This window comes from Methylobacterium sp. Leaf100 (assembly GCF_001422845.1).
GTDB lineage: Bacteria > Pseudomonadota > Alphaproteobacteria > Rhizobiales > Beijerinckiaceae > Methylobacterium.
The window spans coordinates 230,804-247,395 of the sequence record NZ_LMMW01000061.1 but is presented as its reverse complement, the minus strand read 5'-3'; the positions used below and the strand labels follow the sequence as shown (position 1 = coordinate 247,395).

Sequence of the window (16,592 nt, the reverse complement as noted above, 5' to 3'; positions counted from 1 at the left end):
ACGAAAGCATTATCTTTATAGAGCGTCGATTGGAGGTGAAGTGCCCTCGGAAAGCCCTCGAAATTGGACCGGAATCCTTTTGCCCCGCTTTTCCCCAGAGGCACGGACGTGGATGGTGTGACAGGCCGCGCCGAGGACGCGACGCGGTCGCTCGCACCGAGACCGGCCCCTATGCGCAAGCCCTGCGGTCCTCGATCTCGGTATTCATGGAGGCGTTCGCGCGGGGCGAGCCCCGGGGGACATGCTCACCGGGACCCCGGTCAGGCGTCGGCCTCGTACGGTCCGGAATCCTCCAGCATCGCGGCGATCCACAGGGCGGCCCGGCCGAACGCCGCACCGCCCTCCCCTCGCGACCCCATGATTTCCGAGAGGCGTACCGCCGTCATCGCATGGCCGCCGTCTCGCAACCGCGCCAAGAGGCGGGGGGCGCTTGCCCCGGCGACTGCCGCGAAGCTGCGCCGCCCACCGTGGAGCGCGCCGGCAAGCAGGGCCGCGGCCTCTTCGAGGATGGTCTGAGCGCCTGCAATCGCGCCGGGCACGAACGCTGTTCCGGCGGCGTCCGGAGCCGCAAGGTCGGGCACCAGGAGTCGATCGGTTCCGATGGACCAAGGATCGCAGACCAGGGCGCCGTCGTCGATCCATACGGGGCCGGCGACCTGCCGTACGGGGCCCCACCGTTCGGAAAAGGCGCCCGCGAGGGCGTCGAGGGCGCCGGGCGCGGTTCGGTCGTAGGTGCGCGCGAGGCGCAGCATACCGCCACCATGGGGAAGATCGACCGCCGCCTGCCAGATCTGCGCGCCCGCCGACCACGCTTGGCCCACGACCTCCGCCACGTCGAAGACGTGGAAGGCATCGAGCCGGTCGCGCGGCCGCAGGAAGCCCGGTGGGCGCTGGGCGAGGCGGCGCAGGATCTCGCCCGTCCGGGTCGCCGCGAGGGGAGCGGGCAGGCGCAGCAAGGGCTCGCGCGGCAGGAGTGCCGTCCGCCCGCGCGCGCCCTGGCCGAGCGCCAACAGGCCATCGGCCCGCCGCCGGGCCACGCTGGTGAGAATCTGCCCCCGGCCGAGGGCGCCGAGCGACAGGCCCGACGTGAGGGCGCGCCCAGGCAGATGCGTGACGAAGTCCGTCTCGTCTTCGGCCGGCGCGTAGGTGCGTTCCAGCGCGAGGGTCGCACCCGTATCCGTGTCGGCGAGTGCGACCCGCGCCAGGACTTCGCGCCCTCGCGTCACCAGCCGGGCGCCGAGGGAGACGAGGCGCGTCTTGGCCATGGGCGTTTCGTACGGCTGGCCGAGGCCGAGGGCGGCGGCACCGCCCACCCGGACCCGCGCCAGGAGTTCGGTCACGAGCTGTAGCACCCTGACCTCGTCGTGCGTTGCATTGCGGGTCGCGTAAGCTGCGATCTGCGCGGTGAGGTCGGCTTCCGCCAGCAGGATTTGCGTGGCCCCCCGCGCCTGTGCGGCCCGACGCAGCCGTCCGAGGGCCGCCGCATGGGCCTCCGGCCCGGCCGTGACCCCGGCGTCGAGAAGTCCGGCGACGAGTTCACCCACGGCGTCCGCGAGGTCGTCCGTTCCGTGATCGAGGGGATCTCTGTCGTCCCCGAGCCGCACCTCCGCCCCGCCCCCGGCTTCACGGAAGGCGCGGATCGCCACCGCCACATGGGCGCAGCTGCCGCCGGCCGCACAATCGCAGCGCGCGTAGCCGACGGCGTCGGGAACAAGGAAGCGCACGCTCGCCGTGGGCAGACGCGCCGCCGGGACCGCCCCATGATCGAGCCCCACGGTCACGCCAGCGGAAAGCAGGCGCTTCAGCTCGGCTGCGGCAGCGGAGCTGAGGCCGGCCTCGAATGCCTGGCCGTCCAGGGTGCCGGGGTCCCAAGGTCCCGCTTCCCCATCCGCCCGCGAAGCGGGTGCGCCCGCATTCGCGCTGGCGCGGTAGGCGACGACGAGGGCGACGCGGTGGCGGCACATTCCGCTCGCCGGGCAGGTGCAGGTCGCCTGCCCCGGTGGCTGGCCGGGGTCGAGGCGGGTCAGCGTCCCGTCGGCGAAGCGGGCTTCGACGGTGCCGTCCGGCGCCTCCGCGAGGACCGGTCCCTGCCCGGCCGTGACCTCGCGCACCGCCCGTTTCACGAGGCCTGCGTTGGAAAGCTGGGTCAGGCTCGCGTCGGTAAGCGCGAGGAGATCGGCGCGCGCCATCCGCCACTAGCTCCGGATGACGTGCGCGAGCCAGCCGGCGAGTTCGCCCGGCGTCATCGCGGCGATTTCGGCCCCGGCCTCGACCAGACGCTGCGCCATGGCCCGGTCGTAGGCCGGCCGCGCCTGCGAATCGAGGGCGGCGAGCCCGAGCACCTTGGTGCGCTGGCCTGTGAGCCCCCGCACCCGGGCGACGAGCACGGCCTCGCTCGCACCCTCGTAGAAATCCGAGACCACGATGACGATGGCGCGTTCGGGAGCGGTGATCAGCCCGGCCGCGTAGCCGACGGCGCCGCCGATATCGGTGCCGCCGCCGAGCTGGACCTTCATGAGTAGCGCGCAGGCGTCGTCGCAGTCGCGGGTCAGGTCGACCAAGGCGGTGTCGAAGGCGACGAGATGGGTCTCGATACCCGGCAGCTTCCACAGGCAGGCCGCCATCACCGAGGCGTGGATGACCGAATCGAGCATCGACCCGCTCTGGTCCACGAGAAGGATCACCTGCCAGGGCTGCATCCGGCGCCGGTTGCGGGCGAAGAAGTGCAGGCGCTCGACGGTGATGCGCCGTCGCTCGGGGTCGTAGTGGCGCAGGTTGTCCCGGATGGTGCGATTGAGGTCTAGGTCCCGGGCGCCGGGGAGCCGGGTGTGGCGGCGCCGGTCGAGGACGCCGCCGAAGGCGACCGCGAGATCGCGGGCGAGCTGTTCCATGAGGCGGCGCACCACCTCCTGCACCAGCCGGCGCGCCATCACCAGCACGTCCGGCGCCATGAGGTGCTTGGTGCGCAGGACCGCCTTGAGCAGGGTCTCGTTGGGTTCGGCGCGGGCGAGCACCTCGGGGTTCGTGATCACGTCGTCGATGGCGTAGAGTTCGATGGCGTCGCGCTCCAACCGCTCGATGGTCTCTTGCGGGAACAGGGTGTGGACCGCGTTGATCCAGTCCGGCACGGTGAGGGCCGAGCCCTCGCGGCCGCCTTGTCGGCGCACACCCCGTTCCGCGCCGCCGCCATCGCGGCCGTAGAGCCAGTCGAGTGCGCGGTCCATGGCCGCCGCCCGGCCGGAGAGGCGGCAGCCTGCGCCGGCGCAGGCGGACTCCGCCGCCTCGCCGAGGATCAGGCGCCAGCGCGTGGCCGGATCGAGGCTCATCGCAGGCGCGTCTCGGCCAGCAGGCTCGGACTCCGCAGCAACTCGCTCGCGGTGACCGGGTCGAGATCGCCGAAGCCGCGCTGGTTCGCTCCCGTGGACGGCGCCCCCCATGGGCTTTCCAGGGTCAGTTCGCCCAGGGTCTGCGAGGCTTCCTCGAACTCGGGCGCCCCGGTGAACAGGCCGTCGGCGAAAGTCAGCGACGCCTTGCCCGGTGCCCCACCGGAGAACAGGAAGGCGTGCTCGATCCACCAGATGCCGCCGCCGTCCTGCGGATCGCCGAGGCGCCAGCCGCGCGCCGGCATGCCGCGCAGGCGTTTCGATTCGACGACCACACCCTCGAACCGCTTCGTCTTGGCCGCGCCCCGTTCGGCTTCGGTGAAGGCGAACGTCTCGCGGCCGAGCTGCGGGAAGGGCTGCGCGATCTCGTAGTCGCCGAACAGCGTGCCCCAGGCGGTCAGCACGTCGGGGTCGAGATGCAGCGGGTGGACGAGGCCGATGAGGCCCGCCGCCTCCGGCGCGAGGTCGATCTCGGCCGGTGCGTCCACCCCGTCCGTGAAGCTCAGGTCCTCGGCGACGCGAAACGTCGCGGTGGGCAGAGTCCGCGGGTCGGCGTCGGCGAAGGTCCCCCAGACGAGGCGCTGGGTGAGGTGGCGGACCAGGGGATGAGCGGAGAAGAACGGTCCGAACACCTCCGGCCGGACCCGGCGCGAGGTGACGAGCATCGCCTCCAGCCGTGCCACCTGCAGGCTCGCCACCGCGCGGGCATCCTTCTTCAGGGCGCTCCAGCGGGCGGTGGCCGCCGCCGCCTTCTCGGCGTCGTCGGACTTGATCGGTTTCGGCAGGTCCTTGAGCCGTGCGCCCGCCGCATCCCGCACCCAGGGCTTCAGCACCTCGTCGAAGCCGGCGCGGAACTGCCGGGTACCGAAATCGAGGTCGAGGCCGCCGCGCTCGTCGAGGTCGAGGTCCGGGGCGAGCCGGTCGGACAACTCCTCCGGTGAGAGGCCCCGTGCCTCGGCGAGCTGCGCGATCTTCTCGCGTGCCTTTTCCTGAAGGCCCTTGAACTTGAGCTTCTCGGCGATGCCGTTGAGGTTCATCAGCGCCACGTCCGAGCCGATGTCGACGAGCACGTCGAGGCCCGTGACCGCGCGGACATGGGCCGCCTCCCCCGGCCAGCGACGGATCAGGCGCGTGAGGTCGCGGGCCGTGCCGTCGTCCCCGAACCAGCCCAGGGTGCGCAGGGCCCAGCCGTCCTTCGAGGGCGTGCCGGCGGCGGTCCAGGCGGAGAAGAGATCCCAGGCGAAGGCCGCGAGACTCTCGGGCGTGCAGGCCTCGCGCACCATCGGCACCCCGGCATAGACGGCATCGGGGTTGGTGAAGGACAGCATCTCGCAAAGCGTCCCCACGGCCTCGTCCGGGAGCGCCCCGCCCGCGCGCAGGCAGGGTTTCGCCAGCGCTCCCGGCACGACCCAGGCCGGAGGCTTGCCGACCTTGGCCGGCACGCGGCCGAGGGGGTCGCGATCGAGCACCTGGGCTACCGCCGCGGCGACGCGCGGCTCGCGGTCCACATAGGCTGCGACCACCGCTTCGATGGCGGCACGCCCGTCCGGGCGGTCGGATACGAAGACCCGCAGGGCGTGTTCGGCGGCGTCGCGGGTCGCCCCGGGCTTGCCGACGGCGTCGGGCACGAGGCGGGTGATCGCCGTGCTGCGGTGCCGACGCAGCCAGGCCAGTGCCGGGGTACGGGCCTTCTTGAGCTTCACGAGGGCGCGCGCCGCGGGCGGAGCCAGGCCCTCCGCATCGATGGCGAGGACGGTGGGCAGCAATCCGACGGGATCGGCTTCGATCAGGGCGATGAGGCCCGGCATCGCCGTCTCGCCGAACCGCGACAGCATCCTCGCGACGATCTCCGGCCAGAGCGAGATGTGGCTGTGACCCACGAGGATTCCGGTGAGCGACCACAGCTTGAGAGCCAGGGGGGCCGGCTGCTTCTCCGTGCTTCCGACCAGCCCATGATACGGCGACGACACCCAGTAACGGCAGCTCTGATCGATCTGCCGCAGACGCGTGGCGAGCCATTCGAGCAGGGCGTTGGGATCGTCGAGCGGCGGTGGGGACAGTGCCGGCGGGATCTTGACCCAGTCCTGCTCCGGTTTAGCCGTCTCGGCCGCCTCGATGAAGGCGGGGAGTTCGCTCATGTCGTTGAGGATGCGGGCGCGATAGCCGCGCCAGTGATTGTCCGGTACCTCCATCGCCTCGAAGGCGAACGGCGTCGGTAGCGGCGCGAGGTCGAGGACGAGATCGTCCGCACCCCGCATCCGGGCCCGCCACGGCGGATCGCGCAGCACACGGGGCCACGCGGCCCGCTCCGCGAGGGGAACGGCCCGGGCCTGCACGAGCCCGTCGAGGAAGCGCGCGGCGCGCCCGTCGGTGTCCCCGATCCAGCCCCGGATCGTGTCGGGGCCGTGGGTGTCGAGGGCGCGCACCGCGCGGGCGCGGAGTGCCGGCTCGGCCCGGCCGCCGGCCAGGACCGCGAGGCAGCGGGGGACGATTGCGGCCGGGTCTGCCGCCAGGGCCGCGTCGAGGGCGGCCGCGATCGGCTTCTCGTGCAGGTGTGGCAGCAGGGTGGCCAGGGCACCGGGCTCGCCCGTCGACAGCATCGCCCGCGCGACCGCCGTCCGCTGCTCGTCGAGGGCGTAGTGCAGGATCCAGTCGAGCCCCGGCAGGGCCGGCTGCCCGGTGGAGCGGGCCACCGCGATCAGCGTGGCGGCGGCGTCCGACTCATTGACGCCGTCGCCGAAATACATGTGATAGCTGCGCTTCGTGCGCCAGGGCGCCGCCGCGGCCGGATCGGAATCCGTCACGAGGGGCAGGAAGTTCCTGTCCGCGGCGACATCGATGCCGGCCGCGGAGGCGGCTTCCAGCACGGCGAGGGGCTGCAGGCCGTGCCTCGCTGGCCGGTCGTCCGCGAGGATGAAGGCGAAGGCGGCCGCCGTCGGCCAGTCCGGTGCCTCGGCGATCCGGTCGTTCAGGAAGGCGACCGCCGCGTCGTAATCCGCGTCCGTTGCGTGGACGAGGGCCGCGCGCGTCGCAAGCTGAAGTGGCGCCGCCCAGGCGAGGTTCTGATAGTGGCCCTGCCTGCGCGTGCCGGGCCGCATCCGGTCGGCGAACCGTGCCGCCTCCATCGCCCCCCCGCTTTCCACGAGGAAGCGCAGAGCCGCATCCATGAACCTGAGGAGGTCGGCAGCGTGATGGGTGCCTGCGCGGAAGCTCCGATGTTCGGTCTCGTCCTCGGCCAGATCCCAGATGGATCGGATCCAGTCGCCCATGCCGTCCGGTGTGGGCATCGTTTCGATGAGACGGAGGCTTTCCGTGTCGCCCACGAGGGCGGGCAGGGTCGCGCGGACCGCCCGCAACGCCTCCTCGCCGGTCAGGTGTCGGCCGGGCCTGAGCCGTGTCGGCAGCGGAGTGCCGTCGAACACCGCACCTGACGGCGTCGGGGCCGAAGGGCCCGCTGCGGCCTTCGCCACGGATGCGGCTTCCGGCTCGGCAGCCAGCGAGACCGGATCGCCCGGCGGTTCGGGAGGCGCTTCCTCGGGCGGCGCGACCTTCGAAGCCTTCGGAGTCGCCTTACTGGCCGTCGTTTTGCCGGTCGTCGTCTTACCCGCCGTCGTTTTGCCGGCCGTAGCACTGGCCGGCGCGGCCTGCTCGACCGCCGCGGCCGGTGCCGCACCGACTCGGGCATAACCTTTCGCCGTCTTCTCGCGGACGAGCTTGTCCTTCTCCTTCACGGCGGCGGCTTCGTCCGGAAAGGTCTTGTCCTTGCTCTGACCCTGGGTGCCGAGGCGTCCGAAGCGCACGGTCAGCGTCGTCCCGGTGACATCGGCTTCCCAGAACTTGGCGGACGAGCCCTCGACCAGTTCGTAACGGTCCATGTCGGTTCCCCTCCCTATTCTCCGCCCGTCGCCGCGAGCAGGCTGGGCGTGCGCAGGATTTCGCTCGCGGTCACCGGATCGAGATCACCGAAACGATGCGCGGTGGATGCACCCCAGCCCGTCTCGGTCAGGGTCAGGGCCCTCAGGGTCTGGACTTCGTCGCCGTCCGGCCCGGACCGATGCCACAGACCGTCCTCGAAGCGGAGCACGGCGATGAGGTCGGCTCCGCCGAGAGGGGTAGGCCGTTGCACCGAACAGACATGCTCGCTTGCCGTATCCGACGACCAGCCCTGAGACCGCAGACCGCGCAGGCGCCGCCCGGCGACCCGCACGCCGTCGAAGCGATCCGTGGCGGAGGCCGCCGCCTCGGCCGGCGTGAAGGCGTAAATCTCCCGTGCGAGCTGGGGAAACGGCTGGGCGATCTCGTAATCGGCGAACAGCGCGGTCCAGGCCGCCAGGGTGCCGGGGGTCAGGTGCAGCGGGTGGACGAGGCCGACCACGCCGTCGAGGGCTGCGAGGTCGAGGTCGAGTCCGGCATCCTCCGCATCGGTTGCGGTCAGGTCTTCGGCCAGCCGGAAGGCGACCCGCGGCGCGGTCGTTGCCAGCCGGTCTTCGTAGAGTCCCCAGACGAGGCGGCCGGCGAGATGGCGGATCAGCGGATGCCCCGCGAAGAACGGCTGGAACACGTCCGGCCCGATGCGTCGCCCCGTCGCCAGCATGATCTCGAGCCGGGAGACCTGGAGCCGGCCCGCATCCTCCGCGTCTTTCTTCAGCCCTGCCCACAGCTTGGCCGCCTGCTTGGCCAGTTCGGGGTCGTCGGTCTTGGTCGCGCGCGGCAGGGCGGGAAGCCGCTGGCCGTCCGCATTCCGTAGCCAGGGCCTCAGAGTCTCGTCGAAGCCGACACGGAAGTGCCGTGTGCCGAAGGACAGGTCGAGGCCGCCGCGTGCGTCCAGGCCGAGATCGGGGGAGAGCCGGTCGGCGAGTTCGACAGCATCGAGCCCGCGCCCCTCGGCGGCGTCCGCGATGGCGTCGCGCGCCGCCTCGCGCAGCTGCAGCAGCGGGTTCTTCTCGGCCAACGCGCTGAGGTTCATGAGCGCCGCGTCGCTGCCGATCCCGGCGAGGACGGCGATGCCGGCCTTGCCCCGGGGTTTGAGGCCCGCTTGGCCCCAGGCACGGATCTGACGGGTGAGATCGCGGGCGCAGGCGTCGCCGCCGATGAGCGCGAGGGTCCGCATCGCCCATTCGCCGGCCACGTTGGCGCCGGCCGCGAGCCAAGACTGGAACACCGCGAGGGCGAAGGCGTCGAGGCTCTCCGGCGTGCAGGCCGCCCGCACGGGCGCGATCCCCGCATACGGGGTCAGGGGGGACGAGAAGGCGAGCATCTCGCAGAACGCTGTTGCCGCCGCATCGGGCAGCGTACCGCCCGCGAGCAGGACCGCACGCGGAAGGGCTGCGGGTACGAGCCAGGGCGGCAGCTTCGGGGGCTTGACCGGCACCTGATCCAGCGGATCGCTGTCGACGCCGGATGCCACCGCCTCGGGCACGCGCGCATCGATCGCCGCATAGGCCGCCACTGCCGCGTCGAAAGCCGCCCGGCCCGCGGGCTCGGAGGCGAGGAAGCGCAGCGCCGCATCGGCCGCGTCGCGTTCCGGGCCCGGGGCGCCGAGGGCATCGGGCAGGAGCCGCAGGGCGGCGGTGCGGGGATGGGCGCGCAGCCACGCCACTGCCGCTGGCCGCGCCCGCTTGGTCCGATGAAAGGCCCGCGCGGCGATGGGCGTGAGGGCGGCCGCATCCACCTTGAGCACATGCGGAAGCTTATCCTCCGGCTCGGCCGCCACGATGGCGACGAGGCCCGGCAGGGCGCGTTCGCCGAAGCGGACGACCATCGCGGCAGTCTGGTCGTGCCGGACCCCGGAGAGTGCCAGCAGGGGGACTGTCTTCTCCCAGAGGATGAGCGCCAGCGGTTCTGGTTGCCAGGTGACGCCGGTGAACCAGGAATCGTAGATGTAGCAGAAAAATCCGCCGAACCCGTCCCGATCGAGCCGGCGGTCGAGCCATTCCAGGGCGGCCTCCGGGGAAGTTCCGACCGCCGGGACCGGTGTGACGGGCGGCGGGATCGGCCTTGTGTACTTCGCCTCGCCCTCGGCCTCGGTCTCGCGAATCCGCTCCACCAAGCGGTCCATGCCCTCGACGATGAAGCCCGCCCGGTAGCCGTAAGTCGCGTCATCCATCGCCTCCGCGGCGTCGAATTCGTGCGCGAAGGGTGTCGGGATCGGCGCCAGGTTAAGAGCGATGCGCCCGCGCGCTGCGGCCCCGCGCCGCCAGGGGGGATCGCGCAGGATGCTCGGCCATGCCTCGCGCGGCGCGGGCGGCCGGTCATCCGCGAGCAATCGGTCGAGCCGTCCGGAGAGCTTGCCGCCGCCGGAGGCGGCCCAGGCTCGTGCCGCCTCCGCGCCGTGACGGCCGACCAGGGCAATGGCGCGGGGCGCGTAGGCCGGGCCGCCCTTCGCCTGTCCCTTGCCCTCCATCGCCTCCAGATAGGCGGGGAGCATGCGGTCGGGGAAGGCGATGTCCGCCGCGTCCAGGGCATCGCGGACGAGCTTCGCGCCGGTGAAGGGCAGGAGCGCCATCAGGCCCTCTTCGGCACCGGTGTCGAGGAGGGCCTTCGCCACGATGGTCCGGTCGACGCCGATGGCGTCGCGCAGGAGCCACACGAGGCTGGTCGTTGCCGATTCGCCTGCCGCGTGCGCCACGGCGATCATTGTCGCGGCAACCTCGGCGGCGGTCACGTCACGGGTTGCGAGGATTGCCTTGTGCATGGGATCGGCCTGCCACGAGGCGGCCTGCGACGGCGGTAGATCGACGATGAACGGCATGGCGCTGTAACCCTGGCGGACGAACAGGCGCGATGTCCCGTGACGGTCCAGCATGGCGGCGGCGCGTAGCGCATGGTCGGCCCCGGCGCGGTCGTCGGCCAGGACAGACGTGAGCCAGAAGCCGAGATGTGGATCCGGGTCCTCCGCGTGAAGCCGGAGGCAGGCGGCGAGTGCGGCGTCGAAATCCGCGTCCGGTGCCGCCGTGAGGGCGGAGCGCATCCCGAAGCTGTTCGGGATGTCCCAGACCGAGACTGGCATCGTACCGTACTTGCTGGTCGGACGGGGACGAAGCTGGTCGAAGAGGCTCACCAGGGGGGTGATGCCGGAGCGTGCCACGAGCCAGCGGGCGAAATGCATGAACGCGGCCCGAGTCGCCGGACCCCGGGGGCCGAGCTTCCGGCCCCAGAACCGTTGGTCCATCGTCGGACAGGCGGCACGAAGCAGATTCAACCAATCGCGCGCCTGCGCCGCGTCGAGGGCCGGCGGCTCGCGGTCGAGACGAGCCGCGAGGGCCTCAGCGTCGGCGCCCTCCGGCGCAGAGTCCAGCAGGTCGCGGATCGCGGCGACGAAAGCGGCCCAGTCGGCCGCGGGATCGAGGGCCGGGCCGGGCCGGGTTCGGGTCGGCAGGGACGTGCCGGAGAAGATCGCCCGATCGGCCTGCGCTGCCTCGGGCATGGCGCTCGCGGAGACGGGACCGGCCTCCGGTGGGACCTCGATCGCCGCCGGGGTGGGTGTCGCGTCGGTCTCACCGGTCGTGGGGCGATACCCCTTGCGGGTCTTTTCCAGGATCAACCGGTCACGTTCCTGCCGCGCACCGTCGGCCTCCGGGAAAGGTTTGACCTTGGACTGACCCTTGGTCCCGATCCGCCCGAACCGGACGGTGAGGTCGCATCCCTCGACGCCCACGTCCCAGAACTTGGACGACGATCCTTCGGTCAGTTCGTAACGCTGCATACCGTTCCCCCCCTTCCGCGCAGAGTTAGACCCCGTCGCACTGATCTAGGTCAACCCGTACCGCGCGAGTCTGTCCGCGACCCTCGCCTCCTGCGCGAGTGCCGTGGCCTGGTCGATGGGCATCGCGCCCTGCCGCATCCAGGCCAGCGCTTCGGCCTCTGCCTGGGCGGGGCCGATACCGCCCCGGCGCAGGATCGCGGCAGCGATGCGCTCGCGCTCGCGCGGTGGAAACCATGCGAAGGCCATGCGCAGCGCGGGCAATGCCCGCAGGAAATCCGCGTCGTCCCAGGCGCTGACCAGTGCTTCGACGGCCGCCAGCGTCGCATCCTGCGCGACCTCTTCCCGGGCGAGGGCGAACAGGCCGGCGAGGAAATCGCCGAGGGTATCGGGCAGGCCGAAGCGGCGTAGCCGGCGCGCGGCTTCGTCCGGCCCCGCTCCGATCTCGCCGCAGGCGACCAGGAACCCGAGGGCCGCCCCCGCGAGTGCAGGCGGTGCGTCCGGGTCGGCCAGCCGCCGCCCCAGCATGGCGACGAAGGGCGGGCGCAACGGTGCGAGGCCCGGCACGGTGTCCCGGCAATCGCGGAACAGGTCGCGGCAGGCGAGGACGAGTTCGATGGTACCGAGCCCTTCGCGGGCATCCACGATGGTCTCGATGAGCGGCAGCGCGCGCTCCCCCAGGGCGACGCAGAGTTGGGCGAGGGCCGGGGCCGCCGTTTCCCCGAAGGCCGCGCCGAAGCGGTGGAGGCGCACGAGCCGGCGCCCGGTACCTCCGAGGTCGGCAACAGCGTGCGCCGTGGCGATGCCCCGGCTCAACCGCCCGAGCAGGTCACCCTCGATGGGGAGGCCGGCGAAGAGCGCGTCGGAGAGAGCGAGGGCCAGCACGTGCAGGCTGTCCGGGTCGGCCTCGATCCGCGCGGCGAGCCGAGCCGTGGCGGCCATGGCGAGCGTGCCGCCCCAGAGCGAGGCCTCGATCAGGGCGCCGGGCCAGTCGGGATGCCGCGCGATCGCGAAGCTTTCGCGGGGCAGTCCTGGTTCGGCGAGGTCGGGGCCCTCTTCGCGGCCGATGCCCGGAAGTCCCAGGACGACGGTCTGGTGGAGCAGGTGCGCCTGCGCGCGGTCGGCGGGCTCGGCCCAGTCGATCGGCACGCGTCGGCGTAACGGACCGGGTTCCAGGTCGGCGGCGCGCAGTCGCTCCTCCACATCGGCGACGAGGGGCGGCTGTCGGGTGCCCGGGGCGAGCCGTCCCTCCCGGTGGCCGGCCAGGGCCCGCAGCATCGCGGCCAGGGCCGCGTGGCGTGGGGCGGCGGCGGACGCCGTCCAGGCGGGCGGCGCATCGAGGGCGTCCTTGACCAGGGTGGCCAGGGCCGCATCGATCAGGTCGGCGCGCAGGATCGCCGGGTGGGCGCGCAGGCGCGCGAGCGCACCCGCATGCGCCGCCCAGGCGATGCGGTCGGCGGTCGAGACCACCTGCCCGGCCTCGCGCAGGGCGGTCGCGATGGTGCCGGCGGCCCAATCCGCCGCCGGGTCGAGCCCCTCGGCGGCGACGTGCTCGTAGTAGCCCGGTGAGGGCATGCCGGCGCTGTAGCCGGAGAACCGGTCGAGGCGGGCATAGGAATAGGGCACCACGTAGCTGCCGGTCCGCTCGCCCTGATCCGGCGGTGCCGGTTCGGGCCGGGCGCCGTCGGCCCGAGCCGCGTAGCGTCGGATGGCTTCCGCGTGCCAGCCACCGCAGACCAGCACCACCGGCTTTCCCCCGGCCGCGCGTAGGGCCCAGGCCGCGTGGGCGCCCATGAAGCGCTCGCGCGCCTCCTCGGCCGGATCGTCCGTGCCGGGCGGGCGCAGGAGGGCGAAGTAGCGCGCGAGCCGGTCCGGCAGCTCGTGCTTCGGGGCGGCTTCGGCCAGCATGTCCCAGAGGGCGTCCTGATCCTCGGCGCCGAGGGCGGAGGCGAGCGCCCGTTCGGCGGCTTCGGCCCGGGGGCCGTGCGGGTCGGCGTAGCGGTTTCTCCGCTGGCCGAAGGCCGGATCCCAGGCCGGCAGGTCGCAGAACAGGGTCTCGGCGCCGACGGCCCGGCCCGAGACGAGGGCCTGCCATTCCGGCGAGAAGGCGCAGAACGGCGTGTAGGAGGCGTGGCTGGCGTGCTCCGTGGCCCGGAACGAGAAGATCGCCACCGGCAGGGCGTGGTCGAGGGCGAGGTCGGCGAGGTGCGGGTTGAAGTCCGACGGCCCCTCGATGAGCACGAGGGCCGGGCGAACCGTCTCGATGGTACGGCGCACAAGGCGCGCGCAGGCCGGCGAATGGTGACGCACGCCGACGACCGTGAGCGGCTCGCCGGTCTCGGGGCCGTTCATTGCGGGGTGAGGAGGTGACGGGCGGCGTAGAGCGCGCGCCACGCCGCGCCGTCGCGGCGGCCGACGCGCTGTTCGAGGTAGCGGCGCAGGCGCGCCAGATCCTCGGCATCGTCCTTGGCGGCGGTTCCGGCGAGGCAGGCGACGATGTCCTCCGGCCGTCCCGCGTCGCCGCGCAGGAAATGCGCCTTGACGCCGATGGCGTGGGCGACGCTGACGGCCTCCGCCGTGCTCATCACCGAGGAGAGCCGCTCCAGGCCGGTGCCCTCGTGATCCACGGCCTCGCGCAATTCCCGGAAGCAGGTCACGAGGAGTTCGAGGATTTCGGGGTCGGGCGCGCGCGGCACGCCGGACCGGACGAGGAGTGCGGTGGCTTCCCGGCGCACCAGCGCGAGTTCGGCCGCCGCGTCCGCGATGGGAAACACCGTCTCGAAGCCGAAGCGGCGCTTGAGGGCCGCCGACATCTCGTTGACCCCCCGGTCGCGGGTGTTGGCCGTCGCGATGAGGTTGAAGCCCTCGCGGGCATAGACCATGCCGGCATCGCCCGTCAGTTCCGGCACCGCGAGCACGCGGTCGGAGAGCACGGACAGCAGGCTGTCCTGCACCTCCAACGGACAGCGGGTGATCTCCTCGAACCGCACGATGCGACCCGCGCGCATCCCGGTATGGAGTGCCCCCGGCACCAGGGCGCGTTCGCTCGGCCCTTCCGCGACGAGGAGCGCGTAATTCCAGCCGTAGCGGATTTGGTCTTCGGTGAGCGAGGCGCCGCCCTGGATCGTCAGGGTCGAGCCGCCGCTGATCGCGGCGGCGAGCAGCTCCGACAGCAGGCTCTTCGCGGTGCCGGGCTCGCCGATGAGCAGCAAGGCCCGCGACGTCGCCAGGGTGACCATGGCACGCTCGACCAGGGCCGGCGAGCACACGACCTTCGGCTCCCCTGCCCCATCGCCGCAGATGAAGCGCTTCACGCCCTGGAGCGAGAGCTGCCAGCCGGGCGGGCGCGGTGCCGTATCCTCCGCTCGCAGCCGTGTGAGCTCTGCCGCGTGCACGACCTCCGCCGGGGGCCGCTGGCGGGTTTCGCCGTCCGTCCTCGCTCGTTCGACCTTCGCCATGCCGCCTCCCCCGCCGAGGTGCACCGCAGTGCCGCCTCACCCCGCCGGAGACTGCCCCGGTCCAGGGCGGTTTCTCAAGGGCGCGCGATCGCGAGGGTGTTACGTAAACCCCCGTCCGTGAACGCGCGCCCGAGCCGCCACCCTACGCGACCACGAGGTTGAGGGCGTGGGTGGCCGGCGCGAGCTGCACCCGCCGGCCCCATTCGAAGGCGATGAAATCCTGCTCGATCCCGTCCGCGAACACCACGCCGCCGTCGTTCATCCGCGACGTGACCGCGAGGGGCGCCCCGGTGAGCTTGCCCGCGCGGAGCTCCGTGGTGCTCGTCACGCTGGGGAACGGCTCGCGGACCCAGTAGCCCACCGCCGCCTCCTCGACGCCGATCCGTAGGGTGAGATGGGTCGCCTCGCCAATGGAGCGGGCCCAGCCGGTCAGACCGGTGCCCGAGGCGACGATGAGACCGCTCGACGACTGGTCCTCCGAAACACCGTCCGCCTCGATCCGATAGCGCGCGGATTGGTGGCTGCGGTGGCCGACGAAGATCTCGTTGAGCGCGAGTAGCGTCTGCCCGTCGTCGAGCACCGCCCGCACCATGGTCCGTCGCTCGATCTGCGCCGCCCCGGCGACGCTGGCCGCGAGCAAGGGCCCCAGGCGCTCCACCGCGACGCGGGCCAGCACGCCGTCGTGGAGATCGGGCGCCGGATTGACGCCGATCACCGGCTGGTCGCGCAGGTACTTCGCCACGTTGGCGACCAAGCCATCCTGTCCGACCGCGACGATCACGTCATCGGGGGCGAACAGGAACCGGTCGAGGTCGCCGCGCCGTGCCAGAGCCTGCCGCCACGCCCCCGGCACGGCGGCGCGCGCCTGGCCGAGTACCGCGTGGAAGCGGGCGTGCCGCGCTTCCATCTCCGCGAGGTTCTGGCCGCGGCTCTCCAGGAAGAACCGGGCCTGGCCACGGGTGGCGTGCCGGGCCAGGAGGGCTTCGTAGTCGGTGTCGCGGATCACGAACACGGCGCGCGGGGGGACGACGGACATGGTGTCCTCAGCGCGGGAAGGCCGGCGGCGCCACCGGTGGGGCCGGCTTGCGGAACTCGCCCAGGACGGCCGCGAGAAGGTCGGGCGTGACGTTGACGTGCTCGATGGTCTCGAGCTTGCCCGCGAGTTCACGGGCGGCCAGCCCGAGCAGCACGGCGGGCGGAAGGTCGCGATAGATGGCCGCGCGCCGCTGCTCGGCCTCGGCCCTGGCACCCTCGACGAGGCGGATGCGCTCGGCCTCGGCCGCCGCCTCCAGCCCGTGGGCCTCGGCCAGGCCGGCCGCGCGGTCGCGGGCATTTTCCGCCTCGCGCGCGATGAGCACCGTCTCGCGCCGAGCGAGTTCCGTGCGGGTCTCCAGCTCGTTCTCTGCGATGGCGCGCTCCTTCTCGACGGCGAGGGCGCGGCGGGCAAAGGTCGCCGCGTCCGCCTTCTGCTGAAGCGACTCGAAGGTCGGCGTCTGCAGGGCGCGCTCCAGTTCGCTCGTGGGCGCGAGGTTGGTGAGCCGCACCGAGACCACGGCGACGCCGATCTCGGCGAGGGAGGGGGCCGCTCCCAGCACTGACTCGAGGGCGATGCGCAGGGGTTCGGGGCCGGCGTCCAGCAGCGCGCCGACGGGGTTTCCGCCGATCTCCTGCAGGACCGCCTGGCCGGCGATGCCGCTGAGGCGCGCCTCGATGCGCTCGATGGGTTCGCCGCGCGGCTTGCCGGTGTGCAGTCCGAGGGAGAAATCGACGCGGCCGGCGAGCAGGTCCGGATCGACGACGCGCCAACCGATGGTCCCCTGGACCACGACGGTCTGAAAGTCGCGGCTGCGGCCGCGCACGAACAAGGTCATCTCGCGGTCGTCCATCGGCACCTCGCTGATGCTCGCGGTCTCCGGCCGGAACCAGAAGACGAGCCCCCGGCCGCTCTGCCGGACGCGGCCGTTGCGGTAGCGGATGACGTGGCTGCTCGCCTCGCTCTTCAATTGCGCGATCGGGCCGAAATTGCGGATCGTGGCCATGGGATCTTCC

At 72.5% G+C, this 16,592-nt stretch carries 8 protein-coding genes; all 8 read right to left on the bottom strand.

What is annotated here, in order from left to right:
* Positions 1 to 260: 260 nt before the first annotated feature.
* The 8 genes from ASF25_RS19710 to ASF25_RS19675 all read right to left on the bottom strand — a co-directional run bounded on the left by ASF25_RS19710 (position 261) and on the right by ASF25_RS19675 (position 16,582).
* The gene (locus tag ASF25_RS19710) at positions 261 to 2,189 is read right to left on the bottom strand and encodes an SWIM zinc finger family protein (protein WP_056306534.1); all 1,929 of its coding nucleotides are present in this window, start codon (positions 2,187 to 2,189) and stop codon (positions 261 to 263) included.
* Between the two features lie 6 nt (positions 2,190 to 2,195).
* A complete protein-coding gene (locus ASF25_RS19705; RefSeq protein WP_056306533.1) occupies positions 2,196 to 3,326 on the bottom strand; it encodes a VWA domain-containing protein in 1,131 nt (376 codons plus the stop codon).
* Positions 3,323 to 7,258, bottom strand: coding sequence for a DUF4132 domain-containing protein (locus tag ASF25_RS19700; RefSeq protein ID WP_056306532.1), 3,936 nt, complete (start codon positions 7,256 to 7,258; stop codon positions 3,323 to 3,325). The genes ASF25_RS19705 and ASF25_RS19700 overlap by 4 nt, the downstream gene beginning before the upstream one ends.
* Before the next feature lie 14 nt (positions 7,259 to 7,272).
* Positions 7,273 to 11,088: a DUF4132 domain-containing protein gene (locus tag ASF25_RS19695; RefSeq protein ID WP_056306531.1), complete on the bottom strand. Its 3,816-nt coding sequence runs from the start codon at positions 11,086 to 11,088 to the stop codon at positions 7,273 to 7,275.
* A 45-nt stretch (positions 11,089 to 11,133) separates the two neighbouring features.
* Positions 11,134 to 13,437, bottom strand: coding sequence for a DUF5682 family protein (locus ASF25_RS19690; protein WP_056306530.1), 2,304 nt, complete (start codon positions 13,435 to 13,437; stop codon positions 11,134 to 11,136).
* Positions 13,434 to 14,543 (bottom strand): AAA family ATPase, encoded by a 1,110-nt coding sequence (locus ASF25_RS19685; protein WP_056167072.1) that lies wholly within the window; start codon positions 14,541 to 14,543, stop codon positions 13,434 to 13,436. Before ASF25_RS19685 ends, ASF25_RS19690 begins: the two co-directional genes overlap by 4 nt.
* Before the next feature lie 142 nt (positions 14,544 to 14,685).
* Positions 14,686 to 15,579 (bottom strand): NAD(+)/NADH kinase, encoded by an 894-nt coding sequence (locus ASF25_RS19680; RefSeq protein WP_056306529.1) that lies wholly within the window; start codon positions 15,577 to 15,579, stop codon positions 14,686 to 14,688.
* Positions 15,580 to 15,586: 7 nt separating this feature from the next.
* Positions 15,587 to 16,582: an SPFH domain-containing protein gene (locus tag ASF25_RS19675; protein ID WP_056306528.1), complete on the bottom strand. Its 996-nt coding sequence runs from the start codon at positions 16,580 to 16,582 to the stop codon at positions 15,587 to 15,589.
* Positions 16,583 to 16,592: the final 10 nt, after the last annotated feature.

Coding starts and splice junctions, on each gene's coding strand:
- ASF25_RS19710 (WP_056306534.1), bottom strand. CDS start 2,189: ATGGCGCGCGCCGATCTCCTCGCGCTTACCGACGCGAGCCTGACCCAG.
- ASF25_RS19705 (WP_056306533.1), bottom strand. CDS start 3,326: ATGAGCCTCGATCCGGCCACGCGCTGGCGCCTGATCCTCGGCGAGGCG.
- ASF25_RS19700 (WP_056306532.1), bottom strand. CDS start 7,258: ATGGACCGTTACGAACTGGTCGAGGGCTCGTCCGCCAAGTTCTGGGAA.
- ASF25_RS19695 (WP_056306531.1), bottom strand. CDS start 11,088: ATGCAGCGTTACGAACTGACCGAAGGATCGTCGTCCAAGTTCTGGGAC.
- ASF25_RS19690 (WP_056306530.1), bottom strand. CDS start 13,437: ATGAACGGCCCCGAGACCGGCGAGCCGCTCACGGTCGTCGGCGTGCGT.
- ASF25_RS19685 (WP_056167072.1), bottom strand. CDS start 14,543: ATGGCGAAGGTCGAACGAGCGAGGACGGACGGCGAAACCCGCCAGCGG.
- ASF25_RS19680 (WP_056306529.1), bottom strand. CDS start 15,579: ATGTCCGTCGTCCCCCCGCGCGCCGTGTTCGTGATCCGCGACACCGAC.
- ASF25_RS19675 (WP_056306528.1), bottom strand. CDS start 16,582: ATGGCCACGATCCGCAATTTCGGCCCGATCGCGCAATTGAAGAGCGAG.